Source organism: Arthrobacter sp. UYNi723, assembly GCF_054057635.1.
The window spans coordinates 35,767-56,177 of record NZ_JBSRZM010000014.1 but is presented as its reverse complement, the minus strand read 5'-3'; the positions used below and the strand labels follow the sequence as shown (position 1 = coordinate 56,177).

General features: G+C 61.5%; 19 protein-coding genes and 4 pseudogenes. 14 read left to right on the top strand and 9 right to left on the bottom strand.

The features are described 5' to 3' along the window. The first annotated feature begins 135 nt into the window (after positions 1–135). Positions 136–439: pseudogene (locus ACVWY0_RS12360) on the top strand (DUF4193 domain-containing protein). 154 nt (positions 440–593) lie between these two features. Here ACVWY0_RS12360 and ACVWY0_RS12355 read toward each other — a convergent pair. The 4 genes from ACVWY0_RS12355 to ACVWY0_RS12340 all read right to left on the bottom strand — a co-directional run bounded on the left by ACVWY0_RS12355 (position 594) and on the right by ACVWY0_RS12340 (position 3,359). Beyond that, positions 594–761 (bottom strand): hypothetical protein, encoded by a 168-nt coding sequence (locus ACVWY0_RS12355; RefSeq protein WP_485836955.1) that lies wholly within the window; start codon positions 759–761, stop codon positions 594–596. Between the two features lie 468 nt (positions 762–1,229). Further along, the gene (locus tag ACVWY0_RS12350; protein WP_485836954.1) at positions 1,230–1,664 is read right to left on the bottom strand and encodes a hypothetical protein; all 435 of its coding nucleotides are present in this window, start codon (positions 1,662–1,664) and stop codon (positions 1,230–1,232) included. 33 nt (positions 1,665–1,697) lie between these two features. Then, positions 1,698–2,798, bottom strand: coding sequence for an ATP-binding protein (locus ACVWY0_RS12345; protein WP_485837015.1), 1,101 nt, complete (start codon positions 2,796–2,798; stop codon positions 1,698–1,700). A gap of 360 nt (positions 2,799–3,158) precedes the next feature. Beyond that, positions 3,159–3,359, bottom strand: a complete 201-nt coding sequence (locus ACVWY0_RS12340; RefSeq protein WP_485836953.1) for a hypothetical protein — start codon at positions 3,357–3,359, stop codon at positions 3,159–3,161. Between ACVWY0_RS12340 and ACVWY0_RS12335 the strand changes: the two genes are divergently transcribed. Further along, positions 3,358–3,483: a hypothetical protein gene (locus ACVWY0_RS12335; RefSeq protein ID WP_485836952.1), complete on the top strand. Its 126-nt coding sequence runs from the start codon at positions 3,358–3,360 to the stop codon at positions 3,481–3,483. The two genes, ACVWY0_RS12340 and ACVWY0_RS12335, sit on opposite strands and share 2 nt — an antisense overlap. A gap of 18 nt (positions 3,484–3,501) precedes the next feature. On the opposite strand, the gene ACVWY0_RS12330 is transcribed toward ACVWY0_RS12335, so the two are convergent. Then, positions 3,502–4,317: an IclR family transcriptional regulator gene (locus tag ACVWY0_RS12330; RefSeq protein WP_485836951.1), complete on the bottom strand. Its 816-nt coding sequence runs from the start codon at positions 4,315–4,317 to the stop codon at positions 3,502–3,504. Positions 4,318–4,916: 599 nt separating this feature from the next. Between ACVWY0_RS12330 and ACVWY0_RS12325 the strand changes: the two genes are divergently transcribed. The 7 genes and pseudogenes from ACVWY0_RS12325 to ACVWY0_RS12295 all read left to right on the top strand — a co-directional run. Next, positions 4,917–6,299 carry an MFS transporter gene (locus tag ACVWY0_RS12325; protein ID WP_485836950.1) on the top strand — a complete coding sequence of 461 codons (1,383 nt, stop codon included), beginning with the start codon at positions 4,917–4,919 and terminating at the stop codon, positions 6,297–6,299. A gap of 58 nt (positions 6,300–6,357) precedes the next feature. Further along, entirely contained in the window at positions 6,358–8,712 is a 2,355-nt protein-coding gene (locus tag ACVWY0_RS12320; RefSeq protein WP_485836949.1) for a sulfatase-like hydrolase/transferase, read from the top strand. Positions 8,713–8,940: 228 nt separating this feature from the next. Next, positions 8,941–9,493 (top strand): annotated as a pseudogene (locus ACVWY0_RS12315) (GMC oxidoreductase); the annotation flags it as partial. 103 nt (positions 9,494–9,596) lie between these two features. After that, entirely contained in the window at positions 9,597–10,595 is a 999-nt protein-coding gene (locus ACVWY0_RS12310; protein ID WP_485837014.1) for a formylglycine-generating enzyme family protein, read from the top strand. 32 nt (positions 10,596–10,627) lie between these two features. Then, a complete protein-coding gene (locus tag ACVWY0_RS12305; RefSeq protein WP_485836948.1) occupies positions 10,628–11,026 on the top strand; it encodes a YidH family protein in 399 nt (132 codons plus the stop codon). Between the two features lie 2 nt (positions 11,027–11,028). After that, a complete protein-coding gene (locus tag ACVWY0_RS12300; protein WP_485836947.1) occupies positions 11,029–11,373 on the top strand; it encodes a DUF202 domain-containing protein in 345 nt (114 codons plus the stop codon). A gap of 135 nt (positions 11,374–11,508) precedes the next feature. After that, a pseudogene (locus tag ACVWY0_RS12295) lies at positions 11,509–11,670 on the top strand (acyl-CoA thioesterase); the annotation flags it as partial. Between the two features lie 31 nt (positions 11,671–11,701). Here the strand turns inward: ACVWY0_RS12295 and ACVWY0_RS12290 are convergent. Beyond that, positions 11,702–12,625, bottom strand: coding sequence for a LysR family transcriptional regulator (locus ACVWY0_RS12290; protein WP_485836946.1), 924 nt, complete (start codon positions 12,623–12,625; stop codon positions 11,702–11,704). A 246-nt stretch (positions 12,626–12,871) separates the two neighbouring features. On the opposite strand from ACVWY0_RS12290, the gene hisD reads away from it, so the two are divergent. The 4 genes from hisD to ACVWY0_RS12270 all read left to right on the top strand — a co-directional run bounded on the left by hisD (position 12,872) and on the right by ACVWY0_RS12270 (position 16,631). Beyond that, positions 12,872–14,191 carry a histidinol dehydrogenase gene (hisD, locus tag ACVWY0_RS12285; RefSeq protein ID WP_485836945.1) on the top strand — a complete coding sequence of 440 codons (1,320 nt, stop codon included), beginning with the start codon at positions 12,872–12,874 and terminating at the stop codon, positions 14,189–14,191. Positions 14,192–14,215: 24 nt separating this feature from the next. After that, positions 14,216–15,028 (top strand): ABC transporter substrate-binding protein, encoded by an 813-nt coding sequence (locus ACVWY0_RS12280; RefSeq protein WP_485836944.1) that lies wholly within the window; start codon positions 14,216–14,218, stop codon positions 15,026–15,028. Positions 15,029–15,118: 90 nt separating this feature from the next. Next, positions 15,119–15,772: an amino acid ABC transporter permease gene (locus ACVWY0_RS12275; protein ID WP_485836943.1), complete on the top strand. Its 654-nt coding sequence runs from the start codon at positions 15,119–15,121 to the stop codon at positions 15,770–15,772. After that, positions 15,765–16,631 (top strand): amino acid ABC transporter ATP-binding protein, encoded by an 867-nt coding sequence (locus ACVWY0_RS12270; protein WP_485836942.1) that lies wholly within the window; start codon positions 15,765–15,767, stop codon positions 16,629–16,631. The genes ACVWY0_RS12275 and ACVWY0_RS12270 overlap by 8 nt, the downstream gene beginning before the upstream one ends. Positions 16,632–16,762: 131 nt before the next feature. On the opposite strand, the pseudogene manB reads toward ACVWY0_RS12270, so the two are convergent. Next, positions 16,763–17,038: pseudogene (manB, locus tag ACVWY0_RS12265) on the bottom strand (phosphomannomutase/phosphoglucomutase); the annotation flags it as partial. Between the two features lie 137 nt (positions 17,039–17,175). Here manB and ACVWY0_RS12260 point away from each other — a divergent pair. Further along, on the top strand, positions 17,176–18,342 hold the full coding sequence (locus ACVWY0_RS12260) for an AAA family ATPase (RefSeq protein WP_485836941.1): 1,167 nt from the start codon (positions 17,176–17,178) through the stop codon (positions 18,340–18,342). 203 nt (positions 18,343–18,545) lie between these two features. On the opposite strand, the gene ACVWY0_RS12255 is transcribed toward ACVWY0_RS12260, so the two are convergent. Together ACVWY0_RS12255 and ACVWY0_RS12250 are read right to left on the bottom strand one after the other, a co-directional pair. Beyond that, the gene (locus tag ACVWY0_RS12255; RefSeq protein WP_485836940.1) at positions 18,546–18,716 is read right to left on the bottom strand and encodes a hypothetical protein; all 171 of its coding nucleotides are present in this window, start codon (positions 18,714–18,716) and stop codon (positions 18,546–18,548) included. A 229-nt stretch (positions 18,717–18,945) separates the two neighbouring features. Continuing rightward, positions 18,946–20,331 (bottom strand): MFS transporter, encoded by a 1,386-nt coding sequence (locus ACVWY0_RS12250; RefSeq protein WP_485836939.1) that lies wholly within the window; start codon positions 20,329–20,331, stop codon positions 18,946–18,948. Positions 20,332–20,411: the final 80 nt, after the last annotated feature.

The following is a 20,411-nucleotide window of genomic DNA, read 5'->3' as shown; positions in this document are numbered from 1 at the left end:
GGAATGCGCCGGCGTGGTGCGCTGAATAGTTGGCCTGACGTCAGATCCATTGCATGGGAACAACGACGAATTGGTGTACGTTGCAGTCTCGTCAGAAAGAACCCCGTAGAAGCGTCAGAAATGAGAAGCACCTAAGTGGCAACCGATTACGACGAAGTCCGTTCCGACGTCAAGGAATCCCAGGACCGTTCCCTGGAGGCATTGCAGTCTGCCAATGCCCCGGATGCCCGCAGCGTCGTCACTGAATTGGACGAAGCGGATGCACTCGATGAGGGCCTGACCCCCGGGGGGAGAGATCGTCGCCGAGGAGCTCATCGTTCAGGTCATTCCCCAGGCCGCGGACGAGTTCACCTGCTATTCCTGTTTCCTCGTCCGGCACCGCTCCCAACTCGCACGCGAAAGCAACGGCCACTCATACTGCATCGAATGCGAAGGTTAGGAAGTTCCTAGCCTGGACGCAGCATCTGACAGCGTGACGTATTTCCCGAGCGCGGTTGTTTGCGGAATCCAGGAAGCGCCGGGGAGAGGCGTCACCTTCGGGGCCGCTTCTCCCGGCTCGAGTGGCGCCTGATCCCGGGAGATTACTTTGCGGGTCAGGCTGCCTGGGTAGCCGTTGCTGCCAGGGACGCGGCGGTCTCAGGTGCCAAAATGCTCAGTGTGTAGTCGGACTGGAGCGGATCGACGCGGGCAGGCAGATGGTGGGACCGCGAGCAGGCCCGCAGTTCTTCCAATGCGTCGGGCTCGATCCGGGCCCGGGTCATATCGAGCTCCAGCGCCATACCGGCGGTGAGAGTTGGCGCGCTTCATCACCTCATACAGGCCGCGGACGCTTTTGGACGTCACATGACCCTGCGCGGCAACCTGGGCCGTTGCGCAGTCGAGGTCCACCCGGACCAGCACCCGAAGCTTATCTGCCGTCACGAAAATTTTCCCCGTTCTCAGTTGGGAGCCACGACGCTGTGGCACCCCGAATAACCATAGACGAAATGTGACCCACGCAACACGCCTGCCGGTGTTGGGTTTGGTTGCCGGTCTGGGACGTGGGGTGGCAGTTCCCAGCGAATCCTCAGGTTCACGAAGGCATAATGGAACGAAGCTTCGGTCAACCGCTATTTGACCGGAGTTTCGCCAATTGTGGGTGTGTCCGGGTCGCACCTGGTCTGTCGTTGGCCACGACGCTGCGGAGGGCGGCGGGACCGCGGAAGTGACGCCCTCGATGGAGTAGATGGTCACAGACCGGTCTGTGATGTTCTCGATGTTTTCCAGCGTAATGTTGATGGCCGTCGAGCGGTTCTTGAGATGTTGCACGAGCTCGAGTTGTGGCCAGGTGATGTCGGCCATGAAGGAGCGGAATGCTTTGAAGGACAATTCGACGTCGACATCCCCGAGCGGGTCAATCTGCGGTCCAAGTAGCTTCCGAACAGCCTGAGCCGCTCCACGTAGAGTGGTCTGGTGGCGTCGACGTTGTATTCACGGGCGCGTTCCAGCATGCCGGCGACAAGCCGGTCGGCGGTTCTTCTTTTGCTCGGCCTCCCGAAGCCGGCCATGGCCAGTGCGTTCCCGAGGGTTGTCGCCTCCCACACGAAGCTGTCGTCGCCAAGGTCAACCTTGGCCAGGTAGCCGGCTGCTTCCATGCGCGCGAAGGCGGCATCGGCGTCCTCCATGCCGTTCCTGCTGAGCAGGCTATCGGAAGCGGCTCAGGATAGCGGGTTCTTGTGAAGGTATTCCCGCAAGCCCGGGATTGCGTAGTCGACTTTTCCGTGTCCGGTTGATTCGACGAGTCCTGCGGCCAGGAGTCTGGTCCGGTATTTGGCTACGAGTGTCGGCCTCGACCCGGTGCGCTGGACGATGTCACCGGTCGTTGACGGTCCATCATCATCGGACATGGCGTGCAGGAACTCAAGGTCTTTCGCGGAAGCAGCGGCGAGGGCAGCTTCGATGACCACGCGTTCGTTCCGTCGAATGGCGGCGGCAATGGCCCTGTCGACGGCGGTGGGGGAGAGAGTGCCGTTGTGATTCTCGGCCTCCCGCCATAGGAAGTAGCCGGCAAGTTGGATCAGGAAGGGGTAACCTCCGGTGGCTGCGGCCGCCCTGTGGATCAAGTCCGGGGTTATCGTGATCCCGGCAGTGGCGAACGTTTCCGTGAACGATCTCTCGACGTCACGGATCGCCGCTGCGTGAAGGTCGATCTTGTCCGCCCTGCGGAGGAACGTCGCGACACCTTCGTTCAACAAGTCAGATACGGCGGACGGCAAACCGGCGAAAATGAGCGCGATGGGCAGTCGGTCCTGGATGAAGTGCTGCACATTGGCCGCGAGCTGAGCTAATTCGGCACGGTCAGCCGCGTGGATCTCATCTACGGTGATCAGGAGTCCCGTGCCGCGTTCGTCCAGAAGCTTCAGGAGTGACTCGCCCAGTTCCCACCAATCCACCTGGCGTTCTGGGGAAAGCTGTGATGTGACGCTGAATCCGGCGATTGACACTCCGGTGATGTGGCGGCGGGTATCTGGGTGGTCGCCCAGTTCCTGGATCAGGCGGCGCATCTTTTCCCCGATGCGTCCCACGAAGGTTCCGGTCGCGGTCTCCGCCACGACAGCCCACCCGTGCTCACGGGCCACGTCGTGGGCTGATCCGATCATGACTGTCTTGCCGATGCCCCGGGCGCCGGTGAAAATGGACAGCAGCCCGGGCGCTCCGGAGCCGAGCCGCAAGCCGTATTCGAATTCATCCAGAAGTCCGGAGCGGCCGATGACTTCCGGTGGTGTCGCGCCGGCAGTAGGCCGGAACGGGTTCTCCATATCGAGCACGTTTCATCTTTCAAGGTGAACTTTGGTGAATTTGGTGAATTTGGACAAGTTGGTGAATTTGGTGAACTACGCACCACGCTACCGGTATTTCAACCCACATCACAACCAAGAAGTTGGGGCGGAAGCGTCAAAGACAGTCGATGTCTGCAATATGGCCCGCCCAGCTGCCCGTGACGCTGGCGCCTGTCGACGCAGCGCCGAGGAGAAACGGGTTCCTGTCCTTGGCACGCGGCCACCGCATCGCTGTGAGAGATCATGAAACCGGAGCATTTTGGCGCGGAAAGGTTGACATGACATTTCCCGCCGCCTATTTCTTCATGAGCGCGCAGCGGAAGGGTTTGTTGTGACGGATCAGGTGGTAGCGCCTGTTGCCTGAACCGGGCTGTTTTCAGTCTTTGCGGTTTTCGTCTTGGTGACGACTTCCTCGATTTCCCTGATGTGGTCGCGCATTGCAACCTCGGCCTGCTCGGCATCTTTGGCTTTGATCGCCCATATATTCGTTGGTGTCCTGCCAGCGATGCTTCGCGCCCGTCCGGGTGGAATGGGACTCATGGCGCACGTCGGCCATCCATTCCTTCATCAGCTCTACAAGCGCCACCAGAAGCGGGTTCTAGGTGGCATGCGCGACGAGCAGGTGAAAATGTTCGTTCAGTTCGGCGATGTGGTCCGCGGCTAAGCCCGCTACCCTGTTCGCTTATGGATTTGAACGTGGCACGTATCCCATGCTTTCACTGATTTTCAGTCCGGCCTGTTTAAGCTCTTCGATCAACCCGGGCAGCTTTTCAGGTTCGAATCTGAAGGACGGACCCGAGATGCTAACAGTCCCAATGACAGTTCCGTGATCGCCAGGAATAGGAACGGCGATGCCATTGAGTCCGTCCTCGAGTTCTCCGCGCACCGTGGCGTAACCGGACTTCGCCACTGCCAGAAGCTGCGCCTCCAGTTCTTGCCGCGAGGTGATGGTCTGCTTTGTTATAGCGGGCATACCCAAGTCGGTCAACACGCGGCTGCGATGTGCGGGTGATAGTGATGCCAGAAATACTTTTCCGCTTGACGTAGCGTGAATAGGTGTCAAGCGACCCAGCCAGTCCTGGGTGGTCGCGAGCGTGGAGGGCCCAAAGGCCTCATCGATGTTAACGACGTGGTTCAAGCTCAAAACGGCCAAATTGACGGTTTCCCGGAATCTGGCGGCAAGGGCCTCGAGGACAGGGCGAGCTTCCCTCGTTAGATTCAGCCGCATCGGTATTGAGTTGGCCAAATGCAGGATGCCAAGTCCGAGCTGATACTTTCCCCGCCCGCTATTCTGCGCCATTCCTTGTACTTCCAGTACTCGGAGAAGCCGGGAAATTGTTGACTTGTGCACTCCCATTTCTTCGGCGACTTCCGTGACGCCGGCACTGCCGGAACGGGCCAGAATCTTCAGAACTGTGATGGCACGATCAACTGATTGAAGATTCCCCCCCTGAAGCTCGCCGTCGCTAATCGAGTCAATGTCATGCACTAGAGCCATGTCTTTATACTCGCAGATTGTCTTGGCTCACGGCGACGTCAGAAACGCCGCTCTGCAGCATGTTGAGCTGGCAGCCGGCACCGCGTTTGTGGCGGCCACCGCTCCTAATTTTCGAAAAACTCTTGACCTCTGCAGTGATACAGATAACACTAAAACTCACGAGTTGCGGAGAGCGCAACGCGGTGCACCTAGCGAACGACAATCGAATGACACCTTTACAGGGGTGAGGAGCCGCTGAATGGATTCTTTCTGTGGCAACGACAAGGGGACAGGAAGATGCGGGTCCTCGTTTCGGATCCGCATATCACGTCCCCCATCGCACTGCCGTCCCCAAAGCCCCGTCCAGTGCATGTCACTCCTGCCCGGCTGCTTCAGGGCGACTGCGCCCAGAACCAGTCGGACTTCGCGATGGAGCGAATGATGACAATGAAATTAATTCTTACCCTGTCCCTCCCCGATGTGATGCAGCTCGGCCTGATGAACGGGGCCGGCGATGAAAGGCCTGATCGAAAAGTAAGTCCATGGCCTGCCTGCCCTTGCTCGCTGTGCCTTAGCGATGCAAGAGGCGCACCCAACAACTAATTTTGAGGATCATTTCCATGAGTTTTACTGCTGTTGATGATGCACCTGTCCGAGGTTTCCACCGCAAACTCACGGCCGCATGTTCAGGCGGCCCGTTACTTGACGGCTATCTACTCGCCATTGTTGGGATCGCGTTGCCCGGGATCACCGGCCACATGCACCTGGACACGGGCGTCGAAGCAACGATCGGCGTTGCCTCCCTTATCGGGATGTTTTTCGGTGGCCTGATTTGCGGGCCACTCACTGACCGCATCGGTCGTAAACCCATGTACACCCTTGACCTGCTCGTGCTCGTCGTCGCCTCGGCCCTCTCGGTTTTCGCCTCCGAAGCCTGGCAGCTGATCGCACTGCGGTTCATCATCGGCGCCGCCATCGCCGCGGACTACCCAATCGCGACCGCACTGCTGTCTGAATGGCTTCCACGGAAGCGGCGGGCCGGGATGTTCAGCGCGGTCATCATTATCTGGTACGTCGGCGCATCGCTGGCCTACCTCGTGGGATACCTGATCAACGAATTCATGGGCAGCGACGGCTGGCGCTGGATGTTGGGCAGCGGAGCGATCCTGGCACTAATCGTTTTCCTGCTCCGCATTGGCACCCCTGAATCGCCCCGGTGGCTGGTAGGCGCCGGGCGGGTGGACGAGGCCCGCCGAGTAATCGAAAACTCCCTGCATGTCCGCGTTACCGCCGCTGAGTTGACCGGCGGCCTCCCCCAGACCGTGGAATCCCGCGGTAATATCATCGACCTCTTCCGTGGAATCTACTTGCGCCGCATGCTGTTCATCGTCGTCTTCTTCACCTGTGCCATCATCCCGCTGTTCGCACTGCTCACCTTCGGCCCACAATTGCTGGGTTCACTGGGCATGGGCACAGGAAACATCACCAACCTCGGAACGGCGATCATCAACTTGGTTTTTGCGCTCGGTTGCCTGCCCGCGATGAAGCTTCTGGAAACCATCGGCCGGCGCAAGACCATCATCTGGTCTTTCGGACTCATGGTGCTCCCCCTGGTTGCGCTCGGACTATGGGTCGACGCACCAGGCCCCTTCATTGTCGGGTTCTTCTGCCTTTACGCTCTTTTCTCCGGTGGCCCCAGCATCCTCGAATGGGCTTACCCCAACGAACTGTTTCCGACAAGGATCCGTGCCGCAGCTGTTGGCGTCGCGGTAGCTCTGACACGATTTGGGGCCGCGGTCGGCACCTTCCTTGTCCCGATCTCACTATTAACCCTCGGAACCTCAGCAACCATGTTCATCGGGGCCGGCATCACCTTCCTCGGCCTCCTTGCCTGCATTGCCTGGGCAGAGGAGACCCGCAGCCGCTCCCTGGAAGAGACTGGCGCAATTGAAGTTGTGCCGCCGACACCGATCACAGCCTCCAAGGTCGGCTCGGATCTCTGAGCCTGCCGGCGAGACTGATCACAAACCTCTGCAACCCCTACAACAGGAGCAAAACACGATGAATGAAATCCGCGAAATCCTCCCCATCCCGGTGGGGAGAAGCCGGCCGGTTGCGACGGCAATGGGAATTCATCAGCAAGAGGCACCGTTCATCCCCGTTGCCCCGCTTCGAGCCCCGGACGGCGCTCCAAACGTGGTAGTCGTCCTCATCGATGACATGGGCTTTGGTGCTTCGAGTGCCTTCGGTGGTCCATGTGAGATGCCGACAGCGGAAAAGCTGTCCGAAGAGGGGCTGCGCTACAGCCGCTTCCACGTCACAGCCTTATGCTCACCCACCCGCCAGGCCTTGATGACGGGACGGAACCACCACTCTGTGGGCATGGGGGTGACCACCGAAATGAGCACTTCGGCCCCCGGCTACACTGGCTTCCGACCAGCCAGTGCAGCCACAATTGCCCAGACCCTGAGCCATAACGGATACAGCACTGCGGCGTTCGGCAAGTGGCACCAGACCCCGCCGCGCGAAGTCAGCCCGTCGGGGCCGTTTGACCGGTGGCCCGTAGGCGAGGGCTTCGATAAGTTCTACGGCTTCATGGGCGCCGAGATGAATCACTGGTACCCGCAGCTCTTCGACGGCACAACCCCCGTGGAGCCCGCCCGCCGACCGGAAGACGGCTACCACCTCTCAGAAGACCTTGTTGACCAGGCAATCAATTGGGTCCAGACCCAGAAGACTCTCACGCCCGAGAAACCCTTCTTCAGCTACATTGCCTTTGGCGCCACCCACGGGCCGTTCCACGTCGCTCCCGAATGGAAGGACAAGTACCGCGGCCGCTTCGACCATGGCTGGGACGCCCAACGCGAGGCGACGCTGGCCCGGCAGAAGGAACTGGGCGTCGTCCCCGGATCTGCTGAGCTGAGCCCATGGGCCGACGTCGTGCCGCACTGGGACGAGCTCAACAACACCGAGCACCGGGTAGCGGCTACCTTCATGGAAACCTATGCCGGATTCGCCGAACACACAGACGTCCAGGTCGGGCGCTTCGTTGATGCCCTGGACGAGATCGGGGAACTCGACAACACACTCTTCATCTACATACTCGGCGACAACGGTGCTTCCGGTGAGGGAGGCATCGAAGGCACCATGCGCGAGCACTTGGTAGGTCACGGCTTCAAAGACAGCACGGAGGCCATGGCCCAGGAACTCGACGCCCTCGGTGATGCAACCACGTATGCCATCTACCCCGTCGGGTGGGCTCTGGCCATGAACACCCCCTACCAGTGGACCAAGCAGGTGGCTTCCCACCTGGGCGGCACGCGCGATGGCATGATCATGCGCTGGGGCAATGGCATCCAGCAAGGTGGCGGCGTGCGGCATCAGTATCACCACGTCATCGACATTGCCCCGACCATCTTCGAAGCGGCCGGTATCCCGCACCCTGTCACCGTCAACGGCGTGACACAGCAGCCCATCGAGGGTACAAGCATGGTCTACACCTTCAACGCTCCCGAAGCTGAAGACCGCAGGCGTACCCAGTACTTCGAAATGTGCGGCAACCGCAGCATCTACCACGAGGGCTGGACGGCAGTGACACGCCACGGCCTACCGTGGGAAATGGTCCCGGAAGGGCTACCCTCCTTCGACGAGGATGTCTGGGAGCTCTACGACACAAGGAACGACTGGAGCCAGACCCACAACCTCGCCGACAAGTACCCGGAGAAGCTGCGGGAGCTACAGCAGCTCTTCCTGATCGAGGCCAGCAAGTACAACGTGTTCCCTCTGGATGACCGGGTCACCGAGCGGGAGAATCCGGAAGTTGCCGGCCGGATGGACCTGCTTGGCGACCGGAAATCGGTGACCTATCGCGCCGGAATGGGGCGCTTCACCGAAGAGACGACTCTGAACGTGAAGAACAGGTCGCACAGCGTTACCGCCCGGGTGGACGTCCCCGAAGGCGGTGCCGAAGGTGTCCTGATAGCGCAGGGTGGCCGTTTCGGCGGCTGGTCCCTGTATGTGGCGGACGGACGCCTCAGCTACGCCCACAACTGCTATGGGCGGGACCTCTACATTGTCCGCTCGGACGAGCCCCTCGTCCCGGGAACCCAGGAACTCGCCCTCGAATTCCACTATGACGGCGGCGGTATCGGCAAGGGCGCGGAAGTTCGGCTCGCCGCCGATGGCAAAATCGTCGGCAAAGGCAGGGTAGACCAAACCACCGCCTACTACTTCTCCTTTGACGAGACGCTCAACGTCGGTGTCGACCGCGGCACACCCGTCACGGATGACTACCTCCCGGTGGACAACGCGTTCACTGGCACGATCCACACAGTGCGCATCGACCTGCACGAAGACGGCCACGACCAACACCTCACGGCTGCAGACCGACAGCGCATGGCACTGGCCCACCAGTAACCGAAGGCGGCGGCGGGGCGAGCCCCACCCCAGGGCACCGTAGGGGACCGGACCTGAACAACCCTCGTCCGGGCCCCTACGCCGTCCACCAAGTAGCCCTCCCGGGCACACGGAACCCGACCTCCCCGTGGGAACCGAACTTTAGAATAGGGAAGGACGCAATGTCTGGAACGTATCTCGGCGAAGAGCCAGCACACGCCGAGGCTGAGCTAATAGCAGCCGCGGAATCCCCTACCGGAGAACGTGTTCTGCCTGACTCGCAACGTCACGCACGCCCGTTCCAGGGGAACAGTGCGTCTCCGCTCGCGGGACTACCGGGACAGGCCGCGGGTCGATCCCCGCTACTTCACCGGCCTGGAAGGATACGACCAGCGCATTATGACCGCCGGCCTGCGGAAGGCCAAGGAAATCGTCTCCCAGGAACCGCTGGCCGAATGGGCCGGCGAGGAACTCTTCCCCGGAGTGGACGTACAAACCGACGGGCAGATCCAGGACTACATCCGACGCACACACACAACCGTGTGCCACCTCGCTGGTACAGTCCGTATGGCGCCATCGACGACGAGACGTCGCCGCTTGACCCCGAGCTGCAGGAGTCACAGGCCTGCGCGGACGCCTCAGTGATGCCCGAGCTCGTACGGTGAACCCCAATCTCACCGTTTACATGGTCGGGAGCGTTCAGCTGAACTTATCGGTGGGGGATCCAAGACAACGGCGGCCACCGAAGAACCTATTCAAGCAAGCGTCTGACTTACAGCCCCCTGCGGGTGGCCGCGCCTAGCCAGCAAGGTCGCCTGGAGAGGGTGCGGACCCAGCGAAACCCCGAAAATGCCCCTCCACACCTCGAGAATAGCCGGCCAAGAAGAGGAAATATGAACCTGCCAATCACTGACTCCACAAAAGACTCATCTGGTGGCGGACCCCTCACCATCGGCCAGGCGAAGGGATGTTGTGCGCCCTCCCGTGGGCTGCTTCTGCCGGACGTTGCCAACGACAGGCACGCCCGCAGCATCTGCCTGACTGGGCGGGAATCCCACCACAGCGTTGAAATCCCCGAGGGGACATTCAGCATGGGCGATGCATTTGGGGAAGGCTACCCAACCGACGGCGAGTCGCCTGTCCATGAGGTCAGACTGGACGGTTTCCGGATCGATGCCACAACCGTCACCAACAACATGTTCGCCGCTTTCATCCAAGCCACCGGATATCGCACCGAGGCTGAGCAGTATGGCTGCTCCGCAGTCTTCCACATGCTTTGCACCGCCACCGGGCGCGACATCCTCGGAACCGCTGCCGGATCGCCCTGGTGGCTGAACATCCGCGGCGCCGACTGGGGACACCCCACCGGCCCAAACTCGAACTGGCAGGACATCCCGGACCACCCTGTGGTGCACGTCTCCCACCACGACGCCCTCACCTACTGCACCTGGGCCGGGAGGCGCCTGCCCACCGAAGCCGAATGGGAATACGCCGCGCGCGGCGGCCTGGAGGGGATGCGCTACGCCTGGGGCAACGAGCTCACCCCGGACGGGGAACACCGCTGCAACATCTGGCAAGGCACATTCCCCGCAAGCAACAGCGGCGAAGACGGCCACTTCGGTGCCGCCCCCGTGGGCTCTTTCCCGCCCAACGGGTACGGCTTGTATGAAATGGCCGGCAACGTCTGGGAATGGTGCGCCGACTGGTTCCTGCCCAAGTACTACCGAAACTCCCCCGCGGACAACCCGCAAGGGCCCACCATTGGCGCCGGACGCGTCATGCGCGGCGGCTCCTACCTCTGCCACGACTCCTACTGCAACCGGTACCGCGTCGCAGCACGCACCTCGAACACGCCCGAATCTTCCTCCGGCAACTTAGGCTTTCGCACCGTAGCGTTGAACTGAAGCAGGCACCGTCGATAACAAGGGAACCCTAAGTGGCAGATACTGACCCCCGGAGCGGTGGTGGCCGACGCGGTTTCTCCGCCCGGATCCTTGGCGGCGGAACCGAGCCGGACCCGCGGTTCACCCTCGCCAACGAGCGCACTTTCCTGGCCTGGATCCGCACCTCGCTGGCTCTGCTCGCCGGCGGCGTCGCCGTCGAAGCCTTCATGGCCAATCTTTTCGGCCCGGAACTGCGGAGAACCATCGCGGTGCTCCTGCTCGTACTCGCCCTCGTCATTGGCGGAGGGTCGTTCTTTCGCTGGCTGAACATCGAACGCGCGATGCGGCACAAGGCCCCGCTGCCGCTGCCCTGGATCGCACCGATCCTCGCAGCCGGAGGCGCCCTTGTCGCGGCCGTCATGGTCGTCTTCGTCCTCGTCCGAACCGCCTGACCGTGCCGGTACAAAATAATCCCCCGACGCACGGTGATTCCGGTCTGCAGCCGGAACGCACGGACCTTGCCTGGGGCCGCACTACCATGTCCATGGTGGTCGCCGCCGCCATCTTCCTCCGCTGGATGCCCCACCACGGCTGGTTCGTCGGCACTCTGGTAGCCGCCGCCTTCTTCATCGCCCTGGCCATCAACCGCACCCGCAAGCACCGTTTCCACCGCGCCATCCACGGCATGCAACAGGAAAGAATGACCCCGGACATCGCATCGACAGCAGCAGTGGCCATCAGCGTCGTCCTCCTCGCAGCGCTGGGGATCTACACCGTCCTCTTCCTGCCCCTCACATAAGCGGCAGTTGTCGTTCAGCCTGATATCAAACCGACTTATATAGGCCGCGATGGACGAACTCACGACCGCCATACATGCCCCATCACGGCCGGGGTCGATGGCCGCCCCTATTTGGTGAAGAATGGAGACGGCAATATGGAAGCGGCTGACATGACATTCCGCTCACGAAAATTGGTACGGCCCGAAGACCTCCACGCTAACGGCACGCTCTTCGGAGGCAGCCTCCTGACGTGGATTGATGAGGAAGCGGCCATCTTCGCGATCCTGCAACTCGGCAACGGGCGGGCCGTCACGAAGTAGGTCCGTTCGGTCGTCGCAGCGGCCTGTGTTATCGGCCCGGCACTTTTTGCCCCGGTCCTACTTTGGCCAATAGTGTGCGCTCGGCGAGCTCGGCTATTTTTCGGGTAGCGGGCGATAGGTAGGAGGACTCACGCTGGACGAGTGCGATGGTGTCGTAGAGAGGTTCGGCGAATGGGACTGTCTTGATGTTCGGGGGGAATGAGGGGCCCTCGGCGATTGTCCTGCAGACCATGGTGTCGGCTGCTCCTGTTGCGACGAGGCTAAGTGCGGTCTCGACATGTTCGACTTCAATGGCGGGGTCGATTTTTAGGCCGCGCAGTTGGGCCCGTTCCTGAATTTGAGCGCGTGTCGGGTCCTTCCAGCCGGCGTAGGCGTCGTAGAGCACCAGTTTTGCCGCGGCCATCTCGTCGATTGTCATGGGCCCTTGGCTGGTGGGCCGGTGCGCCGAGGCGTAGAGGATCTCGTCGCGGAACAGCGGTTTGATCGTCAGCCCGCGCTCCAGGACAGGGAGGACGACGAGTCCGGCTTCGATCTCGCCGTTCGCTATTGATTCGGCGACCAGCGAGGAGTTCAGGCCGACCAGACGCACCTTTACTTTCGGGTGGCGCTTGTGAAAGCGCTGTACGAGGTCGGAGAGGTCGTAGTATCCGGCGTTGCGTAAAACGCCGAAGGTACAGACGCCTCCCTCCAGGGAAGAGATGGACTGCAGTGCCTGGATCCCGTTATCGAAGGAGCTCACCGATTGCCTGGCGTGATCGCACAGCTCGAGCGCGGCGTTGGTAGGAATGAGCCGTCGACTGCCGCGGGTGAAGAGGCTCAGGCCAAGTTCCTGCTCCAGGCGGCTGATGAGCTCGGAGACAGAGGCTTGGCTGGTTTTCAGTAACACCGCGGCGGCGGTGAACGAACCAAGGTCGTAGGCTGCGAGAAACGCGCGGAGCTGGGTAAGCGTCATAGGTCCACCCTATGACTTCGGGTTGATATCCCGGGTTGCGCAAGAATTCACGAAAAATCTTTTGCCCGATGGGGACATGTTTTCGCTATTGACGGGGAGCGCGCCCGGCGGCAGGATTCCCGGGATTTCAAGGGTGATATGGGTCACCGGCATGTTTATCCGGCGATTTGATACAGGATTATCCTGTGGTTCCTATCGTAATACATCGGGTTGTGCGATGGGTCGAGGGCGTTTAGCGTCGGGTGTATGCAGATCAACGACGCCGAGAAGGCATACATCACTGGTACCTTCACCACCCTCAAGGCACCGGGCATTGGCGGGGTGCCGGCCCAGCGGCTCCCGGCCGTTATTGACACCGTCTCGGGGATGCTCAGTGACATCGAAAAGAACGGCATGGATGCCGTCATCAGGTACTCCCGGAAGCTGGACGGCTGGGCCGGTACAGATATCGAGATCAGTGCCGCCGACCTGGCCAGGACCGGTGACCAGCTGAGCCCCGCGTTGCGGGAGGCACTGGCGGCTGGCGCGGAGCGCACCCGCTTGTTCGCCATCGAGCAGCGGGAGCACCTGACCGACTTCGAAACCGAGATCCTGCCCGGCGTTATTGCGGGGCAGAGGTACATCCCCGTCCCCCGTGTCGGTGCCTACCTGCCAGCCGGGCGGTTCCCGATCCTGGCCAGCGCCTTTATGACCGTCGGAGTGGCCAAGGCCGCCGGGGTGCCGACCGTCATTGCCTGCTCCCCGCCGACCAGCCCGACGGCAGGGCACCCCGCCGTCCTGCACGCCGCGTACCTGGCCGGCGTGGACCGTGCGTTCGCCGTCGGCGGCGTTCAGGCACTGGCCGCCATGGCCTTCGGCCTCCTGGGCGAACAGCCCGCAGACATTCTCGTCGGGGCGGGCAACGCCTACGTCACCGAAGCCAAACGCCAGCTCTTCGGCCGCGTCGGCATCGACCTGCTCGCAGGCCCGTCGGAAGTGGCCGTCATCGCGGACGAAACCGCGGACCCCGAGCTCGTGGCGGCAGACCTGCTCGGTCAGGCCGAACACGGTCCGCAGTCCCCGGCCTCGCTGGTCACCACCTCCCGTGCGTTCGGTGAGGACGTCATCCGGCACATCGAGAAGCAGCTCGAAACCCTCGCCACACGCGACATCGCCGGTCCGGCCTGGCGGGACTACGGCACCGTCTACGTTGCAGAGGACCGCGAGACCGCTGTTCAGCTCATGGATACGCTGGCACCGGAGCATCTGGAAGTCCAGACCACGGATGACAACTACTACCACGACAACTTGAAGAACTACGGCTCGATCTTCCTTGGCAAGTGGTCGACGGTTGCTTATTCGGACAAGGGCATTTCCGGAACCAACCACGTCCTGCCGACCGGTGGAGGCGCACGGTCCTCAGCGGGTCTGTCCGTCTCACGGTTCCTCAAGCCGCTGACTTTCCAGCGGGTCGAGAAGGAAGCGACACCGCGCCTTGCGAACTACGTTGCGACCATCTCCGAATTCGAGGGCATGGAAGCACACCGTGCCACCGCCACCCTCAGGCTCGAACGCTTCAACCGATAGAACCCCCACTAACAAAGGCACGCCATGATCAACACGAAAATGCTCGGCAAACGGTTCGCGGCCCTGGTGCCGATGGGTGTTGTCCTCGCCCTGGCCATGACGGCGTGCGGCTCCGGGAGCGGTGGCGGCTCCAGTGCTGGCGGTGAGCAGAAGACGATCACCATCGCCACGTCCAACGATGCACCGTTCTCCTTCACCGACCAGGAAGGCGGTGAACTGAAGGGCATCGACGGGGAGATGATCAACGCCATCGCCGCGGAGAAGGGATGGAAAATCAAGGTTTTCACCACCGAGTTCGCCACGCTGATCCCGGCGCTGATGGCCAAGAAGGCCGACGTCATTGTCGATGCCATGTACATCACGGACAAACGCAAGGAACAGATCAACTTCACCGACCCCTGGTACTCCCAGGGTGAGGGAATGATCGTGCCGGGAGACTCCACGCTGAAGTCCCGGGATGATGTTAAGGGCAAGGTCCTCGGAGCGCAGACGGGCACGGCGTTCACCGAGCTCATCGCAACCTTGGGGGGAAGCCAGACGAAGCTCTTTGACTCCCAGGCGGCGTTGCTCGCGGCGGTGGAGAACAAGCAGGTCGACGCCGCGTTCACCGACAGCGCGGTGATTGCATACAGCCTGGTGCAGAAACCCAACCCGAAGCTGAAACTTGTCTCCCCCTATAAGCCGTACTTCCCCGGCATCATCGGCGCCGGTGTCCGCAAGGAAGATTCCCAGCTGCTCAGCGACATCAATTCCGGCCTGGCGGACCTGAAAAAGACACCGAAGTACCTGGAGATCCTGAAGAAATACGGTCTGGGTGAGGACAACGTAGCCAAGTAGATGCAAGTACGGCCGGCGGCCCCAACCGGTCAATGACGCCGGACCAGCCGCCGCCGGCCGCAACCCGTCCCCCTACGCTAGGTACCCATCATGGACTTCATCAACAACACACTCGCCGTGTTCCCCGCACTGCTCGTGGCCGTGCCCATCGTCGTGCAACTGGCCCTCGGAGCCATGGCGCTGGCCCTGATCCTGGGCCTGCTAATCGCACTGGCAAGAATCTCCACGTTTAAATTCCTCCGCGGGATCGCCGTCTTTTACCTCGAAGTCATCCGTGGAACACCCCTGCTCGTACAGCTCGTGTACATCTTCTTCGTCCTTCCCAGCATCGGCATCGAAATCCAGCCAGTCCCGGCCGGCATCCTGGGCCTGGGCCTGAACTACGCCGCCTACCTCTCCGAAGTCTTCCGCTCCGCCATCCTCTCAGTGGAACACGGACAGACCGAGGCAGCCCTGTCGCTGGGATACACCCCGAACAAGGCCCTGTGGAAGGTGGTCATTCCTCAGTCATTCGTCGTGTCCATGGGACCGATCGGCAACTACTTCATCGCCATGATCAAAGACACCGCCCTGACCTCCGTCATTGCCGTCACCGAAATCCTCAAGACCGCAAACATCCTCAACAGCCAGACCTTCCAGACCACCGCCATCTACACCGCCGCCGCCATCCTCTACCTCATCATCAGCCTCCCACTCTCACGCATCGTGGTAGTGCTCGAACGAAAGGCCCGGGCCAATGGCTGAGAACACCATCATCAGCATCCAGGAGGTCCACAAGACCTTTGTGCTCACCCCCAAACAGACACTCTGGAACCGCATCACCGGCAAGGCCCACCAGGAGAAACGCATCGAGGTCCTCAAGGGCGTGAACCTCGACATCCACCGGGGCGAAACCGTCGCCATCCTGGGCTCCAGCGGGTCCGGGAAAAGCACCCTGCTGCGCTGCATCAACAAACTCGAAACCATCGACAGCGGCAGAATCTACGTCAACGGACATCTCATCGGCTACGAAGAGCGCGAGGGCCAGCTGATCAGCGAAAAGCCCTCCCTCACCGCGAAGAAGCGCACGGACATCGGCATGGTGTTCCAGCACTTCAACCTGTTCCTGAACAAAACAGCCCTCGGAAACGTCATGGCCCCGCTGCGCGACGTCAAAGGCCTCTCCGCGGACAAAGCCCGCCAGATCGCACTTCCCAACCTGGACCTCGTCGGGCTGGGCGATAAGGCGGACAACTTTCCCAGCAAGCTTTCCGGCGGCCAAAAGCAGCGCGTTGCCATCGCACGGGCCCTGGCCATGGAACCGCGCGTGATGCTCTTTGACGAACCGACCTCGGCACTGGATCCCGAGCTCGTCGGCGAGGTTCTCGCCGTCATCAAGAAGATCGCCCAGCAAGGAACAACCATGATGATCGTGACCCACGAAATGCAGTTCGCCCGCGAAATCGCCGACCGGATCGTCGTCATGGACCACGGCATCATCGTCGAGCAGGGACCACCCGAGACCGTGTTCACCAACCCCCGGCACACCAAAACCAGGGCCCTGCTCAGCCGCTCCGGAATCATCCCCCAAAAAGACGACGGACAAGAACCCCGGCAACCCTGAGAAAAAAGGGCCTCAACACAGCAATCCCGGAGCGTGCAGGAGTCCCACGCCGACAACCTGGACTCCACTCATTGGAGCCGTTCAGCTCCTGCATCGCTCGTCTGGCTAAAAGCCAGCTTTAGCAACATGCTCTAGGCCCGCACGATTGACAGGACCCAGTCCCGAACCCGCTGCGTCGTGACGCGGTCCGTTGCTTCCACGTTCAGCCGGAGGAAGGGCTCCGTGTTGGACGGGCGAAGGTTGAACCAGAAGCTGCCGTCATTTGCCGTGAACGTGCTGCCGTCCATGGTGTCCACGGTGATGTCCTCGGCGGCAAAGTCGGTGCGGACGCGCTCTACGGCGCCGGCCTTGTCCTCGATTTCCGAGTTGAACTCGCCGGAGGAGACATAGGGCTCGTATTCGCGGCCGGCTATTGGCTCCATAGAACCTTGTCCTTCTCTAAGTTGGGGCTCCGCGACAGCGTGGTCCAGCCCAATACTAGCGATATCTATAATTTTGCTATAGTTCTATATATTTGACTAGAGATTCGTAGAGATGAGGCTGCATGGACCCTGTATCGAATCCCTACTCGCCCGGAGCAGGACGAAAACCGGCGGCCCTTGTCGGACGCGACCAGCCCCGCCGGGATTGGCAGGTTGCCATCGAACGTGTTGAAGCAGGCAGGACGGCGCAGCCTTTCGTTCTTTACGGGTTGAGGGGAGTGGGCAAGACAGTTCTGCTCTCGGATTTCCGCCGGTCCGCGTCCGACCGGGACTGGCTGGTCGCACAAGTCGAAGCGGGCGCCGGCAAGGCACTGCGCGAGGCGCTGGGAGAAGCCCTTCACGCGCCTCTTGCCGATCTGGCACGCCCGTCGGCCGGGCGCCGACTACTCAAGGCCTTGAAGACAGCCGTCAGCTTCAAAGCATCTTATGACCAGAGCGGAACCTGGAACTTCGGTCTGGACCTTGCAGGAGTCTCCGGCGGGGGAGCGGACACTGGCGTCCTCGAAACCGACCTCCGCAAGCTCATCCACGACCTGGCATTAGCTGCAGAGGAGGAGAACGTGGGCCTGGCCATCCTGATTGACGAAGCTCAGGATCTTGATCAGGCCGAACTGGTGGCGCTTTGCGCCATCGCCCACGCCGCCGCCCAAGATGACTGGCGTGTCCTTTTCGCCTTTGCCGGCCTGCCGAGCCTGCCCAGAGTCTTCGCGGAAGCGAAATCCTATGCCGAACGGTTCAACTACGAAAAAATCGAGGAACTCCGCGGACCTGTCGCCTCGGAAGCATTGACGAAGCCCGCAGCCGAGGACGGGGTCCAGTGGGAGGACTCCGCCGTCGCTCTAATCGTCGACGAAAGCGCTGGCTACCCGTACTTCCTGCAACAATTCGGACAGGACACATGGAACGCCGCCACCGGCGTGAGCATCACATACGAGGACGCCCGCGTCGGTGCAGCTAACGGCCGGGCAGCCCTGGACAGCGGATTCTTCCGCGCCCGATGGGACCGGGCAACCCGAGCCGAACAGAACTACCTCAGGGCCATGGCCGAAGACAGCGACAAAGGTAGCTCATCCGGGGAAATAGCAGCGCGCCTGGGACGTAGTCCGGCAAGTTTCGGCCCGATTCGAGCAAACCTGATCGCGAAGGGCCTCGTCTACGCTCCCGAACATGGCGTCATCGCCTTCACTGTCCCAGGAATGGCCTCCTTCATCAAACGCCAATCCAATTGAGCGTTGAGCTGCCGTGAGATGACAGGACACCACGACGTTCTCATCTCCGAACTTGCTCCAACACAGCCAGGATGGACCCGCTCGGGCGGGGAATGCTAGCCTTAACTAGGCCCTTCTAATGTCCTATCATACTGTCAACTTGACATAAGGCTGGTTATCGGCTATTTAGAATCGACCGGGGGACGGGTCAGAAAAGACCCAATTCACCTGCCAATGAGGGTCCTCTCGGCGGGCGGCGGGGCGGCCTGAGGGTCTGTGTCGACGCTGCATATGGTCTGGTAGCGGTCGGTGATCCTAGTGATGTCCTCGAGCGTGATGTTGATGAACGCTGAGCGTTTCTTCAGGTGCTGGACCAGTTCGGTCAGCGGCCACAAAGCGAGCTCTTTCCGGGCTAGAAAAGGTCCTTCCAGGCGGCTTTCTGTTCCGCTGGTCCTCTTTTATCGGTCACTGGGACTTTGCCTCGAGTTGAGAACCTCAAGTTATGCATCCCGCAAAACCTCGAGCACCCCATCAGGGTCATCCTTGCTGCCACCCACGGTCGCCGCCGATTGCTGGGTGTGCCCGGGTGCTCTTAGCTACTCCCGGCCCCACACGACTAGGTGATCAGTTGGGGCTCACGGGTTGGTCTGAGGTGTTGGCGGTTCGGCGGTCAAAGACGAGGGCTCCGACTTCCTGTTCGGCCTGGTTCCGGATGGAGAGGTCGATCCCGGAGCGGTCCCGGACGAGTGCGACGGCCACGAGGGAGACAAGCGTCATCCCTACGAGGTACAGGGAAACGGCGTCTGTTCCGCCGGTGGCTTGGACGAGGGCTGTGGCAATGGTGGGGGCAAAGGCGCCGCCGAGGATTGCACCCAGGGCGTAGGAGATGGAGACGCCGGAGAAGCGTACCGAGGCAGGGAACATCTCTGAGTACAGGGCAGCCTGCGGGCCGTACGCCAGACCCAGACCAACGGTGAAGATGGTCATGGCCAGGTAGAGCATCGGCAGGGATCCTGTGTTGATCATCCAGAACAGCGGGAAGCAGGCCAGCAGTTGGGCGCCGAATCCTATGAAGTAGGTGTTTTTGCGGCCAATCCTGTCCGAGAGGTACCCGGCGAGGTAGGTGAAGACGAGCCAGACGGCCGAACCGTAAGCGACCGCTACGAGGACGTCAGTGCGTTCGTGTCCTACAGCGGGGCCGGAGGCGTAGCTGGGGATGAAGCCACCTGTTGCCATGTAGCCTGCAGCGTTGTTGCCTGCGAAGATCAGGGCAGCGACGATCACGAGCAGTCCGTGACGGCGGAACAGTTCCACGATCGGTGTTTTGGGCTGTTTCTTGGCTGCCGCGATTTCCTGGAAGACGGGGGATTCATCCACCGCGCGGCGGACGAAGTAGCCGACAACAATAAGAACGATGCTCAGCAGGAAAGGTACGCGCCATCCCCATTCGAGGAAGGCTGCCCCGGGCGAGATTACACCTGTCATGAGCGCTGTGACGCCGGTGGCCAACAGTAGCCCCAGCGGGACGCCCAGTTGGGGGAAGGCCCCTGCCCGTCCACGGCGGTCGTTGGGGGCGTGCTCAACTGCCATCAGGACGGCTCCGCCCCATTCACCGCCAGCGGAGATGCCTTGCAGGATCCTCAGCAGCAGCAGCATGACGGGGGCGATAACGCCGGCGGTCGCGTAGGTGGGGAGGAAACCGATCAAGGTGGTTGCGGCGCCCATGAGGACCAGAGTCATGACGAGCATGGCACGGCGGCCGATCCTATCGCCGTAGTGGCCGGCCAGGAAGGCACCGAGGGGTCGGAAAAGGAAGCTGATGCCGACGGAGGCGAACGACAGCAGCAGGCCGATGGATTCGCCTGCTGGTTGGAAGAACAGCTGGGCGAACACCAGCCCGGCGGCCGTGGCGTAGATGAAGAAGTCGTACCATTCAACGGTGGTGCCGATGACGGTAGCGAAGGCGACACGACGTTGGTTCGCCTTCGAACTGTGCGTGGACAGGCTCATGATTCTCCAGTTGATGTGAGCGGGGTGGCCCCAGGGGAAGCCCTGGGGGTCGAACAGTGGTGCAGATTAATCGGGGTCGA